The sequence below is a fragment of the Lacrimispora amygdalina genome, from assembly GCF_003432035.1.
Lineage (GTDB): Bacteria > Bacillota > Clostridia > Lachnospirales > Lachnospiraceae > Lacrimispora > Lacrimispora amygdalina.
The window spans coordinates 1-22,108 of sequence record NZ_QOHO01000101.1; the positions used below are offsets into that span (position 1 = coordinate 1).

The following is a 22,108-nucleotide window of genomic DNA, read 5'->3' on the forward strand; positions in this document are numbered from 1 at the left end:
TTAAATATAAGTCGAAAATTGTCGATCACAAACCGCTATAACAATAAAGTTTTACATACAACTTAATAAATTTACTTAAAAAGTTAAAAAATGTATTGACAAAACATTGATGAAATTATATATTTGATTTATAACTGAATTTGGTAAAATTAACCATAAATATTTAATAGTAAAAAGATATTGTAACAATTATCACATGAAGCATCTGCTATAATTCGACATAATATGTCGAATCAAACAAAATACATATTTGCCTTATGTGCAAATTGTATATACTAAAAATGATATTATTAGGAGGGTATGAAATGATGAAACGAAGAGTACTTGGAGTCATGCTTAGTGCAGTGTTGGCGGCATCTGCATTATTTGGATGCAGCACTTCCCAGACAGCTGCAACCACAGAGGCGGGAACCAAAGCAGCAGAGACGAAAGCGGAAACCACAGCAGGGACAACCGCTGCAGCTGCAGCCACGACAGAAGCAGCTAAAGCAGCAGGAAGCGGCGGAAAAGTAGGTGTGGCTATGCCGACCCAGTCGTCTGAGCGCTGGATCAATGATGGTGCAAACATGAAGAAACAGCTGGAGGCTCTTGGATATCAGGTGGATTTGCAGTATGCAGAGGATGATGTTCAGATGCAGGTATCCCAGATTGAGAACATGATTGCTTCCGGAGTTAAGTGCCTGGTGATTGCCTCCATCGACTCCTCAGCTCTGGTCAACGTGGAAGCTCAGGCCAAGAGTGCCGGAATCCCAATCATTGCCTATGACCGTCTGCTGATGGATACAGACGCTGTTTCCTATTATGCAACTTTTGATAATAAGGGCGTAGGTACAGCCATAGGTGAGTACATCAAAGAAGCAAAGCAACTGGATAAGGCAAAAGCAGAAGGCAAATCCTATACTATTGAATTCTTTATGGGATCTCCTGATGATAACAACGCACTGTTCCTCTATAACGGATTGATGGAAGTATTAAAGCCATATCTGGATGACGGAACCTTAAAATGCGAATCCGGACGTACTTCATTTGAAGATACCTGTATCTTAAGATGGTCTCAGGAAACGGCTCAGCAGAACTGTGAGAACTACTTAACCGGCTTCTACGCAGACAAAAAGCTTGATATCTGTGCTTCCGCATTTGACGGTTTTGCTTATGGCTGCAAGGCTGCATTAGAGGGAGCAGGCTATAAAGTAGGCGTTGACTGGCCGTTAGTAACTGGTCAGGATGCAGAATTAATGGCAGTGAAAAATGTTATCTCCGGTTATCAGACCATGTCCATCTATAAAGACACCAGACTTCTGGCTGAAAAATGTGTAACTATGGTTCAGGCAGTATTAGAAGGCGGAAAACCTGAGATTAACGATACAACCCAGTACAACAACGGTAAGGTGGTAGTTCCTTCTTATCTGTGTACACCGGTTGCGGTTGACAAGGACAATTACAAAAAGATTATTATTGATGGCGGTTATTATACAGAACAACAGCTGGCACAGTAGCAGAGACGTACATACAGGCGGCGGTGGAAAAGACTGCCGCCTGTTTTCGTGAAGGATAAAAAGAAAAGGAGTTGGAAAGATGGCCGATTATATCCTGGAGATGAATCACATCACAAAAGAATTTTATGGCGTAAAGGCGCTTGATGATGTGAATATCAAGGTGAAACGCGGGGAAATCCATGCTCTCTGCGGAGAAAACGGTGCCGGGAAGTCTACGCTTATGAACGTACTCTCCGGCGTTTATCCTTATGGAACCTACAGCGGTGATATTGTCTATCACGGAGCAGTGTGCCAGTTCCATAACATTAAACAAAGTGAGGCAAAGGGCATTGTAATCATTCATCAGGAGCTGGCATTAAGCCCATATCTGTCTGTAGCAGAAAATGTTTTCCTGGGAAATGAGCAGACAGGGAAAAAGGGCGTGATTGACTGGACCAAAACCCATAAGCGGGCACAGGAAATGCTGGCAAAAGTCGGGCTTGCCAATGAAAATTTAAATGTCCCCGTAAGCAGTCTTGGAGTTGGCAAGCAGCAGTTAATTGAAATTGCAAGAGCAATGGCCAAACAGGTGGAACTTCTGATTTTAGATGAACCTACGGCAGCGCTGAATGATGAAGAGAGCAAGCGCCTCTTAAACATTATGCTGGAACTGAAAAAGCATGGAATTACCTGTATTATGATTTCCCATAAGCTGAATGAAATCAGTTATGTCGCGGATTCCATTACCGTTATCCGGGATGGGAAGACCATAGAGACTCTGGATAAAGGGAAAGATGAGATCAGTGAAGACCGGATCATAAAGGGAATGGTAGGACGGGAACTGACCAACCGTTATCCGGAGCGGACCAGTGATATAAAAGATAAGATATTTGAGGTGGAAAATTGGAATGCTTATCATCCGGACGATCCTGAGCGCCATGTGATTCAGGATGTATCCTTTCATGTGCGGGCCGGTGAGGTGGTGGGATTTGCCGGACTGATGGGTGCAGGAAGAACGGAACTGGCGATGAGTCTTTTCGGGAGATCTTATGGGCAGAAAATCAGCGGAACTATAAAAATAAACGGGAAGCAGGTCATTATAAGGAATGTGAGAGATGCCATTAACAACAGGCTGGCATATGTTTCGGAAGACCGTAAGAATTACGGACTGATTCTCATCGACACTGTGAAAGGGAATATGACGCTGGCAGCTCTTAGAAACTTCTTCTCCAAAAAAGGAATTGTTAACAAAAATGATGAAATTATTTCCGCAGAAAACTACCGGAAAAAAATTAATGTTAAGTCTAATTCCATCAACCAGTCAGTCAGTTCTCTGTCTGGAGGAAATCAGCAGAAGGTCGTCCTCGCCAAATGGATGCTGACCCAGCCTGATATCCTGATACTTGATGAACCCACCCGGGGCATTGATATTGGAGCCAAGTATGAAATATACTGTGTCATCAATGATCTGGCGAAGGCCGGAAAGGCCATTCTTGTCATATCATCAGAGCTTCAGGAGTTAATCGGAACCTGTGACCGCATCTATGTCATTAACGGAGGGCATATCTGCGGAGAACTTACAAGGGAAGAGGTTTCACAGGAAAAGATTATGAAGTGTATCATGGAAGACAACGGAAAGGAAGAATAAAGATGGATAAGAATAAAACAGTTAATATTAACATGAAGCAGTATGGTATGATTCTTGCTCTAATCGTGGTTTTCTTAATCTTTGCGGCTATGACCGGCGGAAAAAACATGTCTCCGGCAAACATTAACAATTTAATCATGCAGAACAGCTATATTGTAATTCTTGCGGTAGGCATGCTTCTTTGTGTTCTGACCGGTAATATTGATCTGGGGGTAGGTTCCATTGTCGCCGTGTGCGGAGCGGTTGTGGGAATTATGATCGTAGATTATAAAACCAGCATGTGGGTGGCAATTCTGGCAGCACTGGCCATTGGTACGCTCTCCGGTATGTTCGTTGGATTTTTTGTTTCAAAGCTTTCCATACCTCCCTTTATCGTAACACTTGCAACCATGCTTATGGGGCGTGGACTTACCTACACTCTGCTAAAGGCACAGACCAAAGGTCCGCTTCCGGCAAATTATACCTACATAGGCGCAGGATTTCTTCCAACTGTGAAAATTCCCTTTGGAGGGGGAACGCTGGATCTGGTATCCATCGGTGCGGCACTCATCGCATTTGTCTTTATTATCCTATCGGAAATCAGAAGTATAAAAACAAAAAAGAAATACGATTTTCCTGTCAATCCCCTGTGGCAGACGGCTGTCAAGGTGGGCGTAATCATGGTTATTGTGTGGTTTTTCTTCTATAAACTGGCTCGTTACAACGGAATTCCCTTTGTCCTTGTTATTATGGGACTTCTGGTTGCCTTATATCATTTTATTACCAGCAAGACTGTGGCAGGAAGGCAGATCTATGCCTTGGGAGGAAATGCAAAAGCAGCCCGTTTGTCCGGTATTAATACGGAAAAAGTATTTTTCTGGGTATATACCAACATGGGAATCATGTGTGCAATTGCAGGAATCGTTCTTTCCGCAAGAAATGCATCGGCAACGCCTAAGGCAGGAGACCAGTTTGAGATGGATGCCATTGCTTCCTGTTATATCGGCGGTGCTGCCACCTCAGGAGGAATCGGAACCATCATAGGAGCGGTTGTAGGAGCATTTATCATGGGAATCTTAAACAACGGCATGTCTCTTTACGGCTGGTCCACGGATATTCAGAAGATCGTAAAAGGTGCTGTACTATTAGGTGCAGTTACGGTTGACTTAATATCCAAAAGGAAAAAATAATAAAAGACAGTGGGAGAAAAGATGCAGTCTCAGGAAGCAAAATATATGGCGGTTGTAAAGTGGGTCATGGAGCAGATTCAAAGCGGAGTATTTAAGACAGGGGATAAGCTGCCGTCTGAGAATGAACTGAGCCGTGAGTTTGAACTGAGCAGGCAGACCGTCCGTCATGCCATTGATGTGCTGGAACAGAAAAATATGCTGACCAGAATCCGGGGAAGCGGAACCTATTTAGGCGTGGGAATCCGGGAAGTGAGAAAGGAACGATACCAGAATATTGCTGTGATCAGCACCTATGTGGACAGCTATATTTTTCCTCCCGTTTTAAAAGGGATTGAAAAGACATTATCAAAAGCCGGCTATACCATGCAGGTCGCATTTACAGGAAACAGGATTGAAAAAGAAGGAGAAATTCTTGATAAGCTGCTGGAAAAGGGGTTCATCGACGGGCTGATCGTGGAACCGGCGAAAAGTGCGCTGCCTAATCCGAATCTGGATTCCTACCGCAGGCTGGCGAAACGGCAGCTTCCCGTTCTGTTCTTTAACAGCAGCTATCCACAGCTGCAATTCCCCTGTGTGGCACTGCATGATGAACTGGTGGCCAGGAAAGCTGTTGAGTATCTGATCCGTGCAGGGCACAGTAGAATCGGCGGCATCTTTAAATGTGATGACGGTCAGGGACATCTTCGTTACCTGGGATTTATAAAGGCAATGAAGCAGGCTGGTCTCGGCATTGACAGGAGGGGGATCGTCTGGATTGATTCGGAGAGCCAGAATGATCTGGAAGCCTGGTCCGATTATCTTTTTAACCGGTTAAAGGACTGTACGGCATTGGTCTGTTATAATGATGAGGTGGCTTATCTGCTGTCAGGAATCTGCATGAAGAGGGGGATTCTGATTCCAGAAGATCTATCCCTGGTTAGTATTGACAATTCGGAGCTTGCATCTTTGGGTGAGGTTTCCATTACTTCATTTCCCCACCCAATGGAGGCCCTGGGTAAAAAAGCGGCAGAAAACATGATTCGGATGATTGAGAATCCCTATTTTGATGGGAATTATCTGTTTGATTCTGAGGCAGTGGAACGCAATTCCATCCGCGTCAGAGTATAGGAGAGGGAACATGAGTGAAGATAAGAAGAAGCAGGGGGAGTCGCCTGCACCTGTCACCTTGTTTTTAAGGCTGGCGGGGGGAGGATATTTAGTCTGGCTGGCATTTCAGCTGGTGCCGGAACTTTTGATCTCTTCCGGGTCCAGAAACATAATCCAGCTGGTCTTTATGACATTGTTTTTTATTACGGGTTCAGCTCTGATTATCTGGTCATTAAAAAAGATACTGATAAAACGGCCAGCCGGGACAGAACCATTGGGGGAAGACGAACAGGAGCATATAGAATAAAATTTAGAATATCTGGAACCGGATTCCAGAAAAATGAATCTGTTTTTACATTACTTTTACGAAACTGTGGTTACAGCAGTAATTGGAAAAGGGTATAATCGGATTTACAGAAACCAAAGTTTCTGAAATTGCAAAGGAGTCCGGTAAATGATAAAAACCTATGTGGTAGATACCAATGTTCTGATTCAGGCCCCTTACGCCATCAATTGCTTTGAGGATAACCGGGTGGTCCTTCCGGTAGCAGTACTGGAAGAACTGGACCATTTAAAAAAGGCTGAGGGCGAAACAGGTGCCAATGCAAGAAAAGCCATAAGGCTTTTGGAACAGCTGCGTCATCAGGGAGATTTACTGACAGGAGTGGAACTGGAGCATGGAGGAACAATAAGAATTGAAAAAAACTTTGTAGATGTTGTGCTGCCTGCGGATCTTCCCGATGACAAAATGGATAACCGCATTCTCAAGGTTTGCAAGGGGCTTGAGGGAGAGGTTGTACTGGTAACAAAGGACATATTGCTTCGTATTAAAGCGCAGATCATCGGGATTCGGGCGGAGGATTTTACAACCGAGCAGGTATCCGGACGAGAGGAGCAATACACAGGAAGAATCGAGGTTTTTGCTCCGGAAGAAAATTTTAAGGATTTCAAGAAAAAAGGAATTATGGCAGACCGGGTATATATAACCGACCAGTCAGGTGCAAGGATCAGCCCTAAGCTGTGGGAGAATCAGTTTGTGATTTTAAAAGCGGACCAGTCAACGAAAAAAACGGTGCTGGGACGAGTAAATGGAGATAAAATAGTACCTCTTGATTACTTAAAAAGCAGGCCTTACGGGGTGTCACCCAGAAATGCAGGGCAGTATTTCGCCCAGGAAGCCCTGATGCAGCCGGCCGAAACAGCTCCGTTAGTCATTATTAAGGGCATGGCAGGGACTGCAAAAACCTTTTACTCTCTTGCTGTAGGGCTTGAAAAGCTTCTGAATAATCCGACAGGGGAATACCGGCGGATTATCGTCAGCCGGCCCAATGCCCAGTTTGATTCCGACATCGGATTTCTTCCGGGAGATGAGCAGGAGAAGATCTCCCCTCTGATGAGACCTGTGATTGACAATCTGGAACAGCTCATTGATTCCAATGAGGAAAAACGATATGAGAATGAGGATGAACTGGCTGGAAAAATAGAAGAAATTTTTGCCAGAGGTCTGATTAAGACAGAAGCCCTGACCTTTATCCGTGGGCGATCTATAGTACAGACCTATCTGATTATCGATGAGGCCCAGAATATGACGCCAAATCAGGTAAAGGGAATCATAACCCGGGCCGGGAAAGGTACCAAAATAGTACTTCTCGGGGATCCCAATCAGATTGACCGCCCGTTTCTTGATGAGCGGACCAATGGACTCAGCTATGCCGCAGAACATATGAAAGGAAGCGCGTTGTGCTGGCAGATCAGCCTGCAGGCAGAGGAGTGTGAGAGGTCTGTGCTGGCAATGGATGCAGTAAAGCGAATGTAGATTCAATTACCAAAAGGTTTCCCCGGCAAAGGAACCAGGGAAACCTTAAATACATAAATAGCCGGCAAGATTATTAATCTTTAAAGGTAATTGTATAATAAAGAATTACTTGTTTATTACCGCAATGGCAGGAACCTAAAAAAACTGTATTCTCATGGTTGAAGTGCGTACCATGTTTTACATGGTCTGCGTTCACAACATCTGGGGATGTCCCAATCAATGTTAAATTTTTTCCTTAAGAATTCCCTTTTTTCAACTTCTGATTTCCCCTCTATAGATCTTAATACGTCTTCTTTCAATTCTTCTAATGCATTTTCCTGTACTTTCATAACGGCACCGCGCCCCTCAAATACTTGTTTACAATATCATAATATTCATTCTATATTTTTTTGACACAAGCCCTGATTTATGTCCTTTGTGTGTGATAATCGTGATAATATGAAGCATGTGGATTGCCTTTTTAATTGGTTAAAAATAAAAAAAGATATTGACAATTTCAATCTACAAATGTAAACTAAATTAATAGTTTACATTTGTAGATTGAATAAAAAGGAGAATCACATGAAAACTGTATTAAAAAAAATAATGATTACAGCTTTGGCAGGTATAGTATTAACGGCGGTTTTGCTAATGTCAGCCTGTAATTCCAAAACAACCGGATGGGTACAATCAGACGGGAAGTGGTATTATTATGATGACAAGGGAGTTATGGTAAAGAACACGGTTGTAGAGGGGCATGAGTTAGGCGCTGATGGTGCAATGGTTGAGTCACAGGATGATGATGCATTAAATACAGAAACTGTGTCTATGGAGGAGCAGCTGAATCAGCCTGATGGCTGGTACGTAAATAATGAAGAGAAGGAACCAAAATGGCATTATATTAAAGATCATGCATATGTAACAGGCTGGCTGAACGTGGAAGACAGCTGGTATTATTTTGACGAACAGGGTGCAATGGTTAATGATACGACGATAGAAATTGAAGGCAAAGATTATATATTTTCAGAAACGGGGAAGTGTACCAATAAAGAATCATAATTCTGAATTGACAAAAATATCTTACAGGTATAAACTTAAAAGGAAATTTACAAATGTAGACCATAAAAAAGGAGTTATATAAATGAGCACACTTCCTAAAATATCTGAGGCAGAATGGGAAATTATGAAATTAATATGGAAGTCAAATCCATTAACTTCAGAAGAAATCATTCATCAGTTATCCAACAAAATGAAGTGGTCAGCGCAGACAATTAAAACTTTTATAACAAGGCTTATAAAAAAAGGAGCCATCGGATTTGAAAAAAAGGGGAGAGTTTATTACTATTATCCTCTGCTTTCTGAAGAGGAATGTATCAGATCAGAGAATGAATTTTTCCTGAAAAAGGTTTATGACGGTGCCCTGAATATGCTTTTTACAAAGTTTTTGGATGGAGAATTGTCACTGGAGCAGATCGAGGAACTGGAAAGTATTCTTAAGGACAAAAAGGTAAAAAATTCATCTGATAACAAGGAGCCGCTAAAGTGAAAATTGATACGATGAAGGTGATCCGCTCATGGATTGGTTAGTTCGTGTTTTTTTGTATGTTTTAAAATCTTCATTGACAGGAAGCATTCTTATTTTAATGGTTATTGGAGTTTTAAAGATATTTAATAAGAAAATCAGTATAAGAGTAAAAAACTGGATATGGATTCTGGTGCTAATAAAAATACTCATACCTGTTTGCGGGGACGCGGATACAAATATTTTTAGTACATTACAGGAGAACTTTGGAAAGACTAATCAGTCTGATTTAAACGTAGATAACAATCAGCGAAATACGGGTGAAAATTTCGGCAAAGTTTCAGCGTCGGTGGATGAAAATAAGAATTATTGTTTGATATTATTTAAGTCAGTGACCGTTATCTGGTTTACCGGTTTTAGCTTTTTAACCTTATCTCTAATTGTATCTCAGCTTAAATTTAACAAAAAGACAAAAGACTCCCCATGTGATATTGAGATCGATAATCTGATTAATAAGTGTAATATAAAAACCAGGATTCCGGTATACTTGTGTGATGACATAAAAAGTCCCTGTATATCAGGAATCTTAAGACCCAGGATTTACATTCCATCATATGTGCTGCATATGAATGATAAAAATCAGCTCTCCTACATTTTCCTGCACGAATTAATACATTATAAAAGGAAAGATCTGATCTATAATTTTTTTGGAATCCTTGCACTTTTCCTCCATTGGTTTAATCCATTTGTGTGGATCGCAGTTAAGAAGATGAATCTATGCAGAGAATGTGCCTGTGATGCCTGCGTCCTTGAACTTTTGAATGAAGAAGAGAATGTGGAATATGGAATGACTCTTTTAAATCTTTCGAAGTTATATAGAGATACACGTCACTATTCGCAATTACCGGTATTTTTTGAAACAAAAACCCAGATACATGATAGAATCTGGTTAATAAAAGGGTTTAAAAAGGGATCTTATAAGATAAATGCAAGCGCTGTATTGGGATGTACAGTGGCTGCCTTTGTAATACTTACGAATAACATACCTGTCCATGCCTTAAATGCAGAAAATATTCTTATGGATGATGTTACAGCCGGTTGGGTTGAATCAGATGGAAACTGGTATTACTATGATAACCATGGAGTAAAATTAAAAAATACTGTTGTAGAAGGACATGAATTAGGAGCTGACGGTGCAATGGCAGAATTGCAATCGAATGCTGTACCTGCAAAGAAGACAACGGAAGCCGGGAATCAAACGGACCGCCCGGACGGTTGGTATATAAATAATCAGCGCTGGTATTATGTAAAGGATCATTCCTATGTCACTGGCTGGTTAAATTATAATGGAAAATGGTTTTATTTTGATAAGCAGGGAGCCATGGTTACGAATACAACCCTGGAAATCGACGGAAAACAATATGTGCTATCACGTAACGGCGAATGGCTGAGCAGGTAGAGAACAGGCAGATATAATCAGACAAATGAAGAGTCTGATTATATCTGCCTTATCTTTTATTATGAGGAACTGCCTATAAATTAGTTGATTTCGGAAGACTGAAAATAAATTCGGACCCTACCCCTTCTGTACTTATCACATCGATATTCTCTCCGTGAGACTGGATAATCTCCCGGACGATTGCAAGGCCAAGTCCGGTTCCTTTTTTGTCCTTTCCTCTGGAAAGATCCGTTTTATAGAATCGTTCCCATATCTTTTTAATACTGTCCTTGGGAATACCGATTCCCGTATCTTTAACGGAGACAAAGATTTTTTCATACTTGCTGGAAGCCTGTATGTAAATGGTGGAATCGTTATGGCTGAATTTGATGGCATTGTCAATGAGATTATAAAGGACCTGCTGGATTTTTCCAAGGTCTGCATGGACCATCTGAATGCTGTCAGAAAAGGTAAGGTCAAAGGTGATGTTCTTTGTATTACAGGTACCTTCTAAAGAGGCAGCGGTGTCCTTAATAACCCGGTTAATATCAAAATTGGTCCGGTTTAAATATCCTTTGCAGTCAAGGGAATTAAGAGTCAGCATGCTTTGAGTCAGCTTATTTAGCCGTTCCGTCTCAGAAATAACCCGGTTTAAATACTTTTCATGCATCTGGGGCGGAATTGTGCCGTCCAGTATTGCCTCTAAGTAACCTTTGATTGAAGTAAGAGGGGACCTAAAGTCGTGGGAAACGTTAGCAATAAAGGTCCTCTGGTATTCCTCCATCTTATTGATCTCATCGGACATGTAATTTAGAGTGGCGGCCAGGTAGCCCATCTCATCCCTTGTATTTACATCAATATGATGAGTTAAATTACCCTGGGCATATTCATTGGCTCCGGCTGTGATTTTTTTCAGGGGGATATAAACATTTTTTGTAAAGACCAGCAGGATAATCAGAGAAAAACCGAATACTACCGCTGAGGTAATGTATACAATATTTAAAATACCGTTTCTCTGGGACTGTAAATCAGACAGGGGAAGATGAATGACCACATATCCGTGAGTGGTATAGTTTCCTGTTATGGGGGCATGAACACTTAATACATCGTAAGAAAATTCATTGTAGTAATTGCCGATTGTGTAGGATTTATTCCCCATAATGGTAGGATCAAAGTTCGCTATCATATCCCCTTCCTTACCTGGCTGCAGGCTGTCGGATACGATCTTACCCTGGCGGTCCACAATCCATATGCGGGCATGGAGATAATCCGCTTCATTCACGAGTCCCGGATAGGATGAGGAAAGCTTCATATCCTTTCCGTGATACATACTGCTGAAGGAGGTGGCAATCTGATTGGCTTCGTCATACAGACATTCAGACTGCTGGCGGAGGAGGTACTGGTCCGTGATCCTTGAAGAGAAGGAGGCTATGGTAACAAAACCAAGAAGACCGAAGAGTAAGTAACCCATAATAAATTTGTAATACAAGGAGTGTGTCATTTTATGTTCACCTCAAACAATAGCGTTTTATATAAATGTGTAGATATATATTTTTGGTTATCTGATGCAACAAGTATACATCTTTTTCGTATTCATGTCATTCCTTATTTTCATTAGTCTGGAGTAGCAGGCTAAAAACCATTTTCAGGCATGAGCTATTGTGGTTCATTATTATTATTCCAATCGTGATTCGCTTATTAAATGATATAGTCAGAAATCAGAACAAATCACCCAGGTAAAAATGACAGTTAAATGAAACTTAAAAGAGAGGCTGCCGCAAAATGCAAGATTCTTCCAGATATGGTTTCTGGTCTTCTGACCGGCACCTAATCTTTTATGAAAATTCATTTTGCGGCAGCCTCTTATTAGTCCACTGAAATTACCTCTTGACCTCAAATTTATACCCAATCCCCCATACAGTGGAAAGTGCCCAACCCGAATGGTCTTTTATTTTTTCTCTCAGACGTTTGATGTGCACGTCCACGGTCCTGGTATCGCCGATATACTCATAACCCCAGATATGGTCCAGAAGCTGTTCTCTGGTAAATACCTGGTTGGGAGAGGAAGCAAGGAAATAAAGAAGTTCCAGCTCCTTGGGAGGCATTTCGATGGAGTGCCCCATATAAATAACGGAGTAGTTGGTTAAGTTTACAATCAGATCCGGATATTCCACATAGTCACCCTGCTGGTCTGTGTGGGAAGCGGCAGCAGCGGGAGATGTCTGATACCGCCTTAAGACTGCCTTCACCCGCGCCACAAGCTCTTTGGAATCAAAGGGTTTAATCATATAGTCATCAGCGCCCAGCTCCAGACCAAGTACTTTATCAAACACCTCGCCCTTTGCTGACAGCATAATAATGGGCACCTGGGATCCGGTTCGAAGTTCTCTGCAGACCTGATAGCCATCCATACCCGGAAGCATTAAATCAAGCAGAACCAGGTTGGGCTTGAATTCAGGAAAGACCCGAAGCGCTTCCTCTCCGTCTCCAACGATTTCTGTTTCGTAGCATTCCTTTAAAAGATATAGGGAAATGAGTTCTGCAATATTGCTGTCATCGTCCACAATTAAAATCCGCTGTTTCTCTGCCATAATGGATCCCCCGTTCTAAATTTATTTAAATATAACAATGGTTACTCCGGAATCTCCTTCACCGAAGACACCAAGCCGGAATTCCTTCACGTATTTTAATCTCTTTAAGTGCTTATGAACCGCATTTTTTAAGGCACCGGTACCGCGTCCGTGAACCACCCGTACCTGGGGAAGATGGGCAAGGTAAGCGTCGTCCAAATATTTATCCAGCTGAGGAATCGCTTCATCTGTGGTCATGCCGATTAAATTTATTTCAGGTGAAATGGAAAAGGATTTGGACATACGGGTAGAACTGCTTCCGCTTCCTGCCTTCTTAGCCCCGTTGTTTGAAGGAGCCGAAACAGAATCATCATAGAGCAGTTCCAGATCCGATATGTTAACCAGTGACCGGAGAATGCCCATCTGAACGTATAAATCACCTTTGGCATTAGGAAGGGAGTTTACGGTTCCGTTTAAGTTCATGCTTAAAACCTTGACTCCGTCTCCCAGCTTCAGTTTTTTCGGATCAATACCTTTTCCGGGATTTTTCTTTTCTCTCTTTAAAGACAGAGAAGAATCCACATCCTGAAGTTTATTTCTTAACCGGCTTCGTTCTGCCTCCAGTTCCTTGCTGACTCCGGAATCGGAAGCCAGCTTGTTGATCTGGCGTATGGTCTGATCCGCCGTATCCTTGGCATCCCGCAAGATTCTCTGGGCCTCTTCCCTGGCGTCTTTTATCATCTTATCCCGGCGTTCGTCAAGCCGCTCCTCTTTTTGGGTTAAGCGTGCTTTTAACTGTTCCACTTCAAGCTTATAGGAGGCGATCTGAATCCGTTCTTTTTCAATCGTAACTCTGTTCTCTTCCAGATGTGCCAGCAGATCTTCAAATGTCTCATCCTTTGCTTCCAGATGATTTTTTGCCTCATCGATGATATATTCCGGCAGTCCAAGCTTCTTCGAGATGGCAAAGGCATTACTTTTACCTGGCACGCCGATCAGAATCCGGTAGGTAGGCTGCAGCGTCTCCACATTGAATTCACAGCAGGCATTTTCCACGCCTGGAGTAGTAAGGGCAAAGACCTTTAATTCACTGTAATGAGTGGTTGCCATGGTACGGCACTTCATGTTGTGAAGGAAAGAAAGGATGGAAATTGCCAGGGCTGCTCCTTCCGTAGGATCGGTACCGGCTCCAAGTTCATCAAACAGGCAGAGAGAATTGCTGTCTGCCTTGCTTAAGATCTGTACGATATTTGTCATGTGAGCGGAAAACGTACTGAGGCTCTGTTCAATGCTCTGTTCATCTCCGATATCCGCAAACACTTCATCAAATACTGCCAGTTCCGAACCGTCAAATGCCGGTATATGAAGACCGGACTGTCCCATCAGGGTAAACAGACCTACTGTTTTTAAGGATACTGTCTTACCGCCGGTATTGGGACCTGTAACAATTAAAAGGTCGAAGGTTTTCCCTAAGTGAAGGTTAATGGGAACAACCTTTTTTGGATCCAGCAGAGGATGACGTCCGTCTTTGATGTGAATTTCATGTTTTGTGTTAAAAATAGGTTCACTGGCGTTATAATGTTTGGCCAGCGCCGCTTTAGCAAAGATGAAATCCAGTCTGGTAAGAGTATGGAAGTTCGTCTCCAGCTCTTCTAAATAAGGTGCCAGCTGATTGCTTAAATCTGCCAGGATCATCTCGATTTCTTTCTGTTCCTGGATTTCCAGAGCCCTTAAATCGTTATTCAGTTTCACAATTGCCATAGGCTCGATAAAAAGTGTGGAGCCGGTAGAAGACTGGTCATGTACCATTCCGGAAACCTGGGATTTGTGTTCGGCCTTTACCGGGAGACAGTATCTTCCGTCTCTCATGGTAATAACCGCATCCTGCAAGTAAGAACGGCTGGAATTTAATATGGAATTCATCTGTGTGTGGATCTTATCATTGATCGAGCGCATGGAACGCCTGACATGGTGGAGCCCGGGACTGGCATCATCGCTGACTTCTTCCTCAGAAATGATACAGCGCTTGATCTCGTTGTTAACCGGAGTCAGTGGTTCCAGTATACGGAAAAATTCTTCCAGGGAATCTTCGGATATCTCCTGATCCTCATGACGGCCATAAGCCTTTGCTTTTGCGGAAGCAGTGAGGATGGAGCTGATGGATAAAATCTCTATGATTCCAAGAGAACTGCCTACCTCCAGCCGTTTTAAGGAGGCCCGGATATCCTTAACTCCTCCGAAAGAAATTCCGCCCTTCTGACGGACTCTGGTGACTGCATCGGTGGTTTCCCGTAAGGAGGTGGTTATTTCCTCATAATCCGTGGATGGAACCAGCTTACGGCAAAGTTCTTTTCCGGATTCACAGGAGGCATATTCCGTGAGCTGCTCGATTATTTTATGGTATTCTAATGTTTTCAGTGCTTTTTGGTTCATAAATATACCTTATTATTCTGCTTTCTTTATGGATAATTGACCGGTATCATAACCGGTTCTTGAATAATGGGATCGGTTACAGTATAGCATAGGAGAGACAAAAACTGCAATCCTCTGGTTTTTGTTTTCCTGGTTATTATGGTTGTTTCATATGTTTTTCTTGCATAAAACCGGGAAGAACCTTATAATAGTACTTAGGTCTTCTGAAAAGGAGGGTAAGTATGCCGGAAAATAACGGGCCAGATGATAGAAAGGCGGAGCCTCGCCGTTTTATCAATGAAAAGATTGTAAAACAGCCCATGTCAAAAAGGGATATGCTTAAGAGATTTCTGGGTCTTTTAGTGACTGCGGTTATTTTCGGAATGGTTGCGGCAGTTACATTTGTCATATCCAGACCTGTAGCTGAGAGATTACTTGTGGGAGAATCCACCGGTGAGACGACTCCGGTGACCATACCAAAGGATGAGCCTGAGACCGTTACTTCTGCGGCTGAAACTGCTACAACTGTGGCAGAGACGGAACCGATCGAGGATATTCTGAAGTCTGCCATGGAAAAGTATCCATTTTCCGTGGATGATCTGAATACTCTTTACGGAAGCTTAAAATCTATGGTACAAAAGGCGGACAAGGGAATCGTTACGGTTCATTCCGTAAAGACTCAGACGGACTGGTTTAATAATCCGGTAGAAAACTCAGGTTTGTTTTCCGGAGTGATTACTGCATCTGCTAACCAGGAGCTTCTGATATTAACACCGGAAGGTGCGGTAGAAGATGCAGAAGCGATTCGTGTTGCTTTTTCCGATGGAACAGAAGTTCAGGGAAAGATTAAGCAGACAGATAAGCTGTCTGGTATGGCAATCGTCAGCGTATCCACAGCTGAACTTAGCAGGTCCCTGCTGGAAGAGATTAAGGCGATTGAACTTGGCAATTCTTATTCGGTTAAGCAGGGAGATATTGTGGTTGCAATCGGAGCTCCTGCGGGAATGGTTCATTCCACCGGATATGGTTATATTTCTTTTATAACAAAGAATGTTCAGACGATAGATGGTATGACCAGAATCCTGTATACTGATGTCAGGGGGAATGCCGGAACCGGTACGTTTCTCATGAACACTTCCGGTCAGATCATCGGCTGGGTGACGGACCAGTATAAGAACGACAGCAGTAAAGATATGACAGCAGCCATGGCCATATCCGATTATAAGAGTATTTTGGAAAAGATGAGCAATGGTGCGCCATTCCCGTACTTTGGAATCAAAGGTCAGGAAGTGACCTCAGTCATGAACAGCAGCGGTATGCCTCTTGGCGTATATGTGGTGGAAGTGAATACAGACAGCCCTGCTTATAATACAGGAATACAGAGCGGTGATATTATCACCGAGATGGGCGGAGCAGCCATTGTTACCATGAAGGATTTTCAGGTGGTTCTGGAAAAATCCAGTCCGGGGCAGATCATTCCCGTGACTGTATCCCGCAATGGGCGGGAAGAATATAAAAAGATACAATATCAGGTAACCATCGGAGCCAGGTAAATATCCTGGCTTCCTTGTTGCTGTCAGTGAGATATGGAGGAAAAAAATGAAGTATATTGAATCATTCCGGGAAGGAATGCATGTTTCTGATGTGTTTTTATGCAAAAACAGGCAGATTTCCCTGACAAAGTCAGGAAAGGAGTACGGCAACCTGATACTTCAGGATAAAACCGGGACTGTAGATGCTAAAATCTGGGATCTGGGATCCCCGGGTATCGGAAACTTTGAGACTCTGGATTATGTATACATAGATGCAGATGTAACGGTTTTCCAGAATTCCAATCAGCTGAATATTAAGAGAATCAGGAAAGCAGAAGAAGGAGAATATATCCCTGGGGATTATCTTCCTGTCTCTGCCAAAGATATAAAAGTGATGTTTGAAGAACTGACAGGCTTTATCCGGTCTGTAAAAAGTCCTCATTACAGAGCACTTTTAGAAAGCTTTTTTATAGAGGATGCAGCATTTGCCAAGGCGTTCCAGTTCCACTCTGCAGCCAAAAGCGTACATCATGGATTTGTAGGCGGACTGCTGGAGCATACACTGGGTGTAGTGAAGCTTTGCGATTATTATGCTGGATTCTATCCTTTGATTAACCGGGATCTTTTGCTGACGGCTGCCATGTTTCATGACATCGGAAAGACAAAAGAACTATCCACGTTTCCTGAGAATGATTACACCGATGACGGACAGCTTCTTGGTCACATCATCATCGGAACGGAGATGGTGGGTGAGAGAATCCGTACCATTCCCGGATTCCCGGAGAAGTCTGCTACTGAATTAAAGCATTGCATTTTAGCCCATCACGGAGAACTGGAATACGGTTCGCCGAAAAAACCGGCTCTGATAGAGGCTCTGGCTCTTAACTTTGCGGATAACACAGACGCAAAGTTAGAGACGATGATAGAAGTGCTGAAAGCCGCCGGGGACAATAACGGCTGGCTTGGATTTAACAGACTGATGGACACAAATATCAGAAAAACTACAAACGAGATCTAGATGATAAGGTGTTTAAGGAAGCTGTTTTTCCTTAGCACCTTTTTTGCGTGCGAAGAAGTACGGGGAATTTTAGAATTTCTTTCGTTTTCTCTGTCAATCAATTTAAGAATGGTAATTTATCCTAAGAATGTAGAGAAAACATATAGGAGTGAGGTATAATAAATGCATGGAACGCTGGGAGGAAACAGCGGATTATGATAGATAAGGAGAGATCACATGGACGCAAACCACATCTTATTAGTTGAAGATGACAAAGAAATCAGGCAGGGAGTTGAAATATACTTAAGAAGTCAGGGATACGAAGTGTTTCAGGCTGCAGACGGTTTAGAAGGCCTTAAAATACTGGAAAAGGAGGAAATTCATCTTGCGATTGTTGATGTCATGATGCCGCGGATGGATGGAATTACCATGACTGTTAAGCTGCGGGAAAAATTTGATTTTCCGGTGATTATTCTGTCTGCCAAGTCAGAAGAAGTGGATAAGATTATGGGTTTAAATATCGGGGCGGACGATTATGTTGCAAAGCCCTTTACCCCCATGGAACTCCTTGCCAGAGTGAATTCCCAGCTGAGGCGGTACAGAAAATATATGGATATGCTGGAAGCGAAGGAACAGAAAGAGAAAAGCAATGTCTATGCCATCGGAGGGCTGGAATTAAATGAAGATACGGTTGAGGTTACGGTAGATGAGAAACCGGTAAAGCTGACTCCCATTGAATTTAAGATCCTGGCGCTGCTTATGAAAAATCCTGGAAGGGTATTTTCGGCGGAAGAAATTTATGAAAGAGTCTGGAATGAGCGGGCCATCAATACCGATACCATTATGGTGCATATAAGAAAAATCCGGGAAAAGATTGAATTAAATCCGAAGGAACCGAAATATTTAAAGGTGGTGTGGGGAGTTGGATATAAAATTGAAAAACAGGCATAGAATCAGTGTGCTTCTTGCAGCAGCAGTTGTTTTTGCAGCAGCATTTATTATGGTAGGGCTTTACCCCTTCTTTGAAAACGAATCTTCCCGGAACGGCGTTCCGGTATATGAAGAAAATGCTTTTTTGAGACACCTGGTTTTCGGCAATTACGTTCTGGCAATGGAGGATGCGCAGGCAGAGCAGAATAAGATACTTTCGCCCTTTCAATATTTTTTACCGGAAGCAGAGACAGAGCTGAAAGCCGGTAGCGGCGGTGAAAATGAAAAGAGTGCTGGGACACCTGATGATGAGATTTTTACAGATGACGGGGATGAAAAAACTGAATATTTAAGAAGTCTGCGTAAGAATTGCATACGGGAATATGAAAACTGGAACCGGTATTTCGGGAGCATTCGAAACTCCATTGATTATCAGATGATAGATGAAAACGGCAAAGTGATACTGGATCATTCAGAGGGACGGTTTATCCCCAACAACAGCCATTATGTGTTTCAGGCAGTTTTGCATTACGATGAACTGGGACGCATGGATATATCCTGTGTGAGAGGGGAGAATACAGCTTACTTACTCAATACGCTTCAGGATTTCGGCGATGCAGATCCCATGGAGAGTTATTACGATGAACAGTACTTCCCTGAAGGGAAGTTTAGACTATCTAATCCCAGAAGTGTGACATTTGCCTATGGCATGTCAGAGCAGCAGATAGACGCTCTGAAGGATACGAACGGTAATATCTGGACTGCTTATGAGAACTCCGGAAGTGTTACCCGTATATTTATCGGGCTGATTTGTGCAGTGGCTGCTCTTGCCCTTTTCATTTCCTGCTTTGATGTGACACTTGCAGACAGTGTTGGTCTTTTAAGAACTCCATTCGAACTTGTGGCAGGCATTGGTGCCGGTTCGGTTGCTTTTGGCGCAGGGCTTACCAGTCTGGTAGCTGTGACAAACCGGGGGGATTTATACAATGCTCTTTTGCGTGCCAATTTTCTTCCTGTGGTAGCGGATATCATGGTAAAGCTGTGGAATTTTCTCTGGTGGCTGGTGCCCTTTGCGGTCATTTACTGGTCTGTCCTGTGTATCAGAGATGTGTTTCACATTGGCATCGGCCGTTATTTAAGGGAGAGAACCATATGCGGCCTGTTCTGGGGCTGGGTGATAAGAAGTCTGAGAAAATTGTTCGGATATCTGGCAAACATTAATTTGCAGGATAAATCAGACCGGACAATCTTCAAGATTGCAGCAGTGAATTTTATTGTTCTTACTGTTTTGTGCAGTCTGTGGTTTTTGGGTATCGGTGCAATATTTGTTTACTCCATTATTCTGTTTTTCGTTATGAGAAAGTACTACCTGGATTTAAGCAGCAAATATAATATGCTGTTAAAAGCAACCAATCAGATTGCCGAAGGGAATTTAGAGGTAGTAATCGAAGAGGATCTGGGTGTGTTTGAAGCATTTAAGAAGGAAATACAAAAGATACAGAGCGGACTTAAGGTGGTAGTTGATGAGGAGGTAAAAAGCCAGAAACTGAAAACTGATTTAATCAGCAATATGTCTCATGATTTAAAGACACCCCTTACAGCCATTATAACCTATGTTAATTTATTAAAGGATGATCATGCGACTCCGGAACAGCGCAAAGCCTATATCGATATTCTGGAACAGAAATCCATGCGGTTAAAGGCGCTGATCGAGGATTTGTTTGAGATCAGCAAGGCGAACAGCAACAATGTGACACTGGATCTGGAAGATGTTGATATTGTCAGTCTGTTAAAAGAGGTCAGTTTTGAGCTTTGTGATAAGATTGAGGAATCAACCATTGATTTTCGCTGGAATTTACCCGACGAGAAAATTATACTTTCTCTGGACAGCCAAAAGACTTATCGTATCTTTGATAATCTGCTGACCAATATCATAAAATATGCAATGCCTGGAACGCGTGCTTACATTGATATGAAAAAAGACAATGGCTGGGTCGTCATTATATTAAAAAATGTTTCAGCTGCAGAACTAACCTTTAATCCGGAGGAAATTACGGAACGTTTTGCCAGAGGTGATCAGGCCCGCAATACAGAAGGTTCCGGCCTTGGTATGGCTATAGCGAAAAGCTTTGTGGAGCTGCAGAACGGAAAACTTACCGTTGAAACAGAGGCTGATTTATTCCGGGTCATAATACGCTGGCCGATTATGTAAGGATATGATTTTCGAAAATAAAAATAAAATAAAAAAAATTTCCAAAACTTCTTGAAAACCGGATAATAACTGTTTATACTGAAAGAAAGATCAGATTCAGTCTGTCACACCAGTATAGGAAACCGGAAGGAGAGAGGAGTACGAATATGATAATACAGAGCAAACGCGTCTGGATCGCGGGACAGTTTATTCCGGCACAGCTTGAACTGTCAGAAGGAAAAATTTCAGCAGTGAACGGGTATGGAACCCATCCGGCAGAACATGATTATGGAAACGACCGGATTGTACCGGGGTTTATTGATATCCATACCCATGGAGCATACGGCTATGATACCAATGACGGAGACCCCCAGGGACTCAGAGACTGGGTTAAAAGGATTCCGGAAGAGGGGGTTACTGCACTTTTGCCGACGACAGTTACACAGATGCCCGGAGTTCTGGAAAAAGCAGTTTCCAACATAGCGGATGTGGTAAATGAAGGTTATGAAGGAGCTGAGATCCTGGGAATTCATTTCGAAGGACCTTATCTGGACATGAAATACAAGGGAGCACAGCCTCCGGAAGCCATAGCAAAGCCCTCCGTAGAGCAGTTTGAGAGTTATCAGAAGGCGGCAAAAGGAAAGATTAAATATATCACTCTTGCCCCAGAACGGGATGAAAACTTTGCTCTTACAAAATACTGTAAAAAGCATGGTGTAGTGGTGAGCATGGGCCATTCAGCTGCCACGTATGACCAGGCTCTCATGGGAATTGCCAATGGAGTCACTTCCATGACGCATGTCTATAACGGCATGACAGCCTATCATCACCGGGACCCGGGGCTGGTAGGCACTGCCCTTCGAGTAAGGGACATTTACGGGGAAATCATCTGTGATGGATGCCACAGCCACCTGGCAGCCTTAAATAACTACTATACGGCAAAAGGCAGGGATTATGCCATTATGATCAGCGATTCCCTGAGAGCCAAGAATTGTCCGGCAGGAGGCCAGTTCCAGATGGGAGGTCATGACATCGAAGTCAGGGAGAATGGTCTTGCTTATTTAAAGGGAACGGAAACCATAGCTGGCAGTACCTTAAAGATGAACATGGGATTAAAGCTCCTGGTGGAGGAAGCCATGGTGCCTTTTGATTCTGCTCTTAATTCCTGTACCATAAACCCGGCCAGGTGTCTGGGGATGGATGACAGGAAAGGGCGTTTGAATGCCGGATACGATGCGGATATTGTGGTGCTGAACGATGCTTATGATGTAGTGGAGACATATTGCAGAGGAATGAAAATGGTTGATAAAGCAGGTTGTAACACCTGAATGGTTGTGGAAAGT

At 42.8% G+C, this 22,108-nt stretch carries 18 protein-coding genes; 14 read left to right on the top strand and 4 right to left on the bottom strand.

Features of this window, described 5'->3' with window-relative positions:
* The first annotated feature begins 308 nt into the window (after positions 1 to 308).
* The 6 genes from chvE (at position 309) to DS742_RS24905 (ending at position 7,194) form a co-directional block, all read left to right on the top strand.
* Complete coding sequence (chvE, locus tag DS742_RS24880) at positions 309 to 1,496, top strand: multiple monosaccharide ABC transporter substrate-binding protein (RefSeq protein ID WP_117419657.1); 1,188 nt, start codon at positions 309 to 311, stop codon at positions 1,494 to 1,496.
* Positions 1,497 to 1,575: 79 nt separating this feature from the next.
* Positions 1,576 to 3,123 (top strand): multiple monosaccharide ABC transporter ATP-binding protein, encoded by a 1,548-nt coding sequence (mmsA, locus tag DS742_RS24885; protein ID WP_117419631.1) that lies wholly within the window; start codon positions 1,576 to 1,578, stop codon positions 3,121 to 3,123.
* 2 nt (positions 3,124 to 3,125) lie between these two features.
* Positions 3,126 to 4,292 (top strand): multiple monosaccharide ABC transporter permease, encoded by a 1,167-nt coding sequence (mmsB, locus tag DS742_RS24890; protein WP_117419632.1) that lies wholly within the window; start codon positions 3,126 to 3,128, stop codon positions 4,290 to 4,292.
* A 45-nt stretch (positions 4,293 to 4,337) separates the two neighbouring features.
* Complete coding sequence (locus DS742_RS24895) at positions 4,338 to 5,399, top strand: GntR family transcriptional regulator (protein WP_242996794.1); 1,062 nt, start codon at positions 4,338 to 4,340, stop codon at positions 5,397 to 5,399.
* A gap of 10 nt (positions 5,400 to 5,409) precedes the next feature.
* Positions 5,410 to 5,685: a hypothetical protein gene (locus DS742_RS24900; RefSeq protein ID WP_117419634.1), complete on the top strand. Its 276-nt coding sequence runs from the start codon at positions 5,410 to 5,412 to the stop codon at positions 5,683 to 5,685.
* A gap of 147 nt (positions 5,686 to 5,832) precedes the next feature.
* Entirely contained in the window at positions 5,833 to 7,194 is a 1,362-nt protein-coding gene (locus DS742_RS24905; RefSeq protein ID WP_117419635.1) for a PhoH family protein, read from the top strand.
* A gap of 152 nt (positions 7,195 to 7,346) precedes the next feature.
* On the opposite strand, the gene DS742_RS24910 is transcribed toward DS742_RS24905, so the two are convergent.
* Positions 7,347 to 7,523 (bottom strand): hypothetical protein, encoded by a 177-nt coding sequence (locus tag DS742_RS24910; protein ID WP_242996796.1) that lies wholly within the window; start codon positions 7,521 to 7,523, stop codon positions 7,347 to 7,349.
* A gap of 232 nt (positions 7,524 to 7,755) precedes the next feature.
* Here DS742_RS24910 and DS742_RS24915 point away from each other — a divergent pair, with 232 nt between their 5' ends.
* The 3 genes from DS742_RS24915 to DS742_RS24925 all read left to right on the top strand — a co-directional run bounded on the left by DS742_RS24915 (position 7,756) and on the right by DS742_RS24925 (position 10,154).
* Complete coding sequence (locus DS742_RS24915; RefSeq protein ID WP_117419636.1) at positions 7,756 to 8,232, top strand: hypothetical protein; 477 nt, start codon at positions 7,756 to 7,758, stop codon at positions 8,230 to 8,232.
* A gap of 82 nt (positions 8,233 to 8,314) precedes the next feature.
* The gene (locus DS742_RS24920) at positions 8,315 to 8,719 is read left to right on the top strand and encodes a BlaI/MecI/CopY family transcriptional regulator (protein ID WP_117419637.1); all 405 of its coding nucleotides are present in this window, start codon (positions 8,315 to 8,317) and stop codon (positions 8,717 to 8,719) included.
* A gap of 28 nt (positions 8,720 to 8,747) precedes the next feature.
* Positions 8,748 to 10,154: a M56 family metallopeptidase gene (locus tag DS742_RS24925; protein ID WP_117419638.1), complete on the top strand. Its 1,407-nt coding sequence runs from the start codon at positions 8,748 to 8,750 to the stop codon at positions 10,152 to 10,154.
* A gap of 73 nt (positions 10,155 to 10,227) precedes the next feature.
* Here the strand turns inward: DS742_RS24925 and DS742_RS24930 are convergent, their stop codons facing one another.
* The 3 genes from DS742_RS24930 to DS742_RS24940 all read right to left on the bottom strand — a co-directional run bounded on the left by DS742_RS24930 (position 10,228) and on the right by DS742_RS24940 (position 15,136).
* Positions 10,228 to 11,634, bottom strand: coding sequence for a sensor histidine kinase (locus DS742_RS24930; RefSeq protein WP_117419639.1), 1,407 nt, complete (start codon positions 11,632 to 11,634; stop codon positions 10,228 to 10,230).
* Positions 11,635 to 12,013: 379 nt separating this feature from the next.
* Positions 12,014 to 12,724, bottom strand: coding sequence for a response regulator (locus DS742_RS24935; RefSeq protein WP_117419640.1), 711 nt, complete (start codon positions 12,722 to 12,724; stop codon positions 12,014 to 12,016).
* A 21-nt stretch (positions 12,725 to 12,745) separates the two neighbouring features.
* The gene (locus tag DS742_RS24940) at positions 12,746 to 15,136 is read right to left on the bottom strand and encodes an endonuclease MutS2 (RefSeq protein ID WP_117419641.1); all 2,391 of its coding nucleotides are present in this window, start codon (positions 15,134 to 15,136) and stop codon (positions 12,746 to 12,748) included.
* 221 nt (positions 15,137 to 15,357) lie between these two features.
* Between DS742_RS24940 and DS742_RS24945 the strand changes: the two genes are divergently transcribed.
* The 5 genes from DS742_RS24945 (at position 15,358) to nagA (ending at position 22,093) form a co-directional block, all read left to right on the top strand.
* Positions 15,358 to 16,668, top strand: coding sequence for a S1C family serine protease (locus DS742_RS24945; RefSeq protein ID WP_117419642.1), 1,311 nt, complete (start codon positions 15,358 to 15,360; stop codon positions 16,666 to 16,668).
* A gap of 46 nt (positions 16,669 to 16,714) precedes the next feature.
* Entirely contained in the window at positions 16,715 to 17,665 is a 951-nt protein-coding gene (locus tag DS742_RS24950; protein ID WP_117419643.1) for a 3'-5' exoribonuclease YhaM family protein, read from the top strand.
* A gap of 216 nt (positions 17,666 to 17,881) precedes the next feature.
* Positions 17,882 to 18,595, top strand: a complete 714-nt coding sequence (locus DS742_RS24955) for a response regulator transcription factor (protein ID WP_117419644.1) — start codon at positions 17,882 to 17,884, stop codon at positions 18,593 to 18,595.
* Entirely contained in the window at positions 18,567 to 20,786 is a 2,220-nt protein-coding gene (locus tag DS742_RS24960; protein ID WP_117419645.1) for a sensor histidine kinase, read from the top strand. The genes DS742_RS24955 and DS742_RS24960 overlap by 29 nt, the downstream gene beginning before the upstream one ends.
* 146 nt (positions 20,787 to 20,932) lie before the next feature.
* Positions 20,933 to 22,093, top strand: coding sequence for an N-acetylglucosamine-6-phosphate deacetylase (nagA, locus tag DS742_RS24965; protein ID WP_117419646.1), 1,161 nt, complete (start codon positions 20,933 to 20,935; stop codon positions 22,091 to 22,093).
* The last annotated feature ends 15 nt before the right edge of the window (positions 22,094 to 22,108 follow it).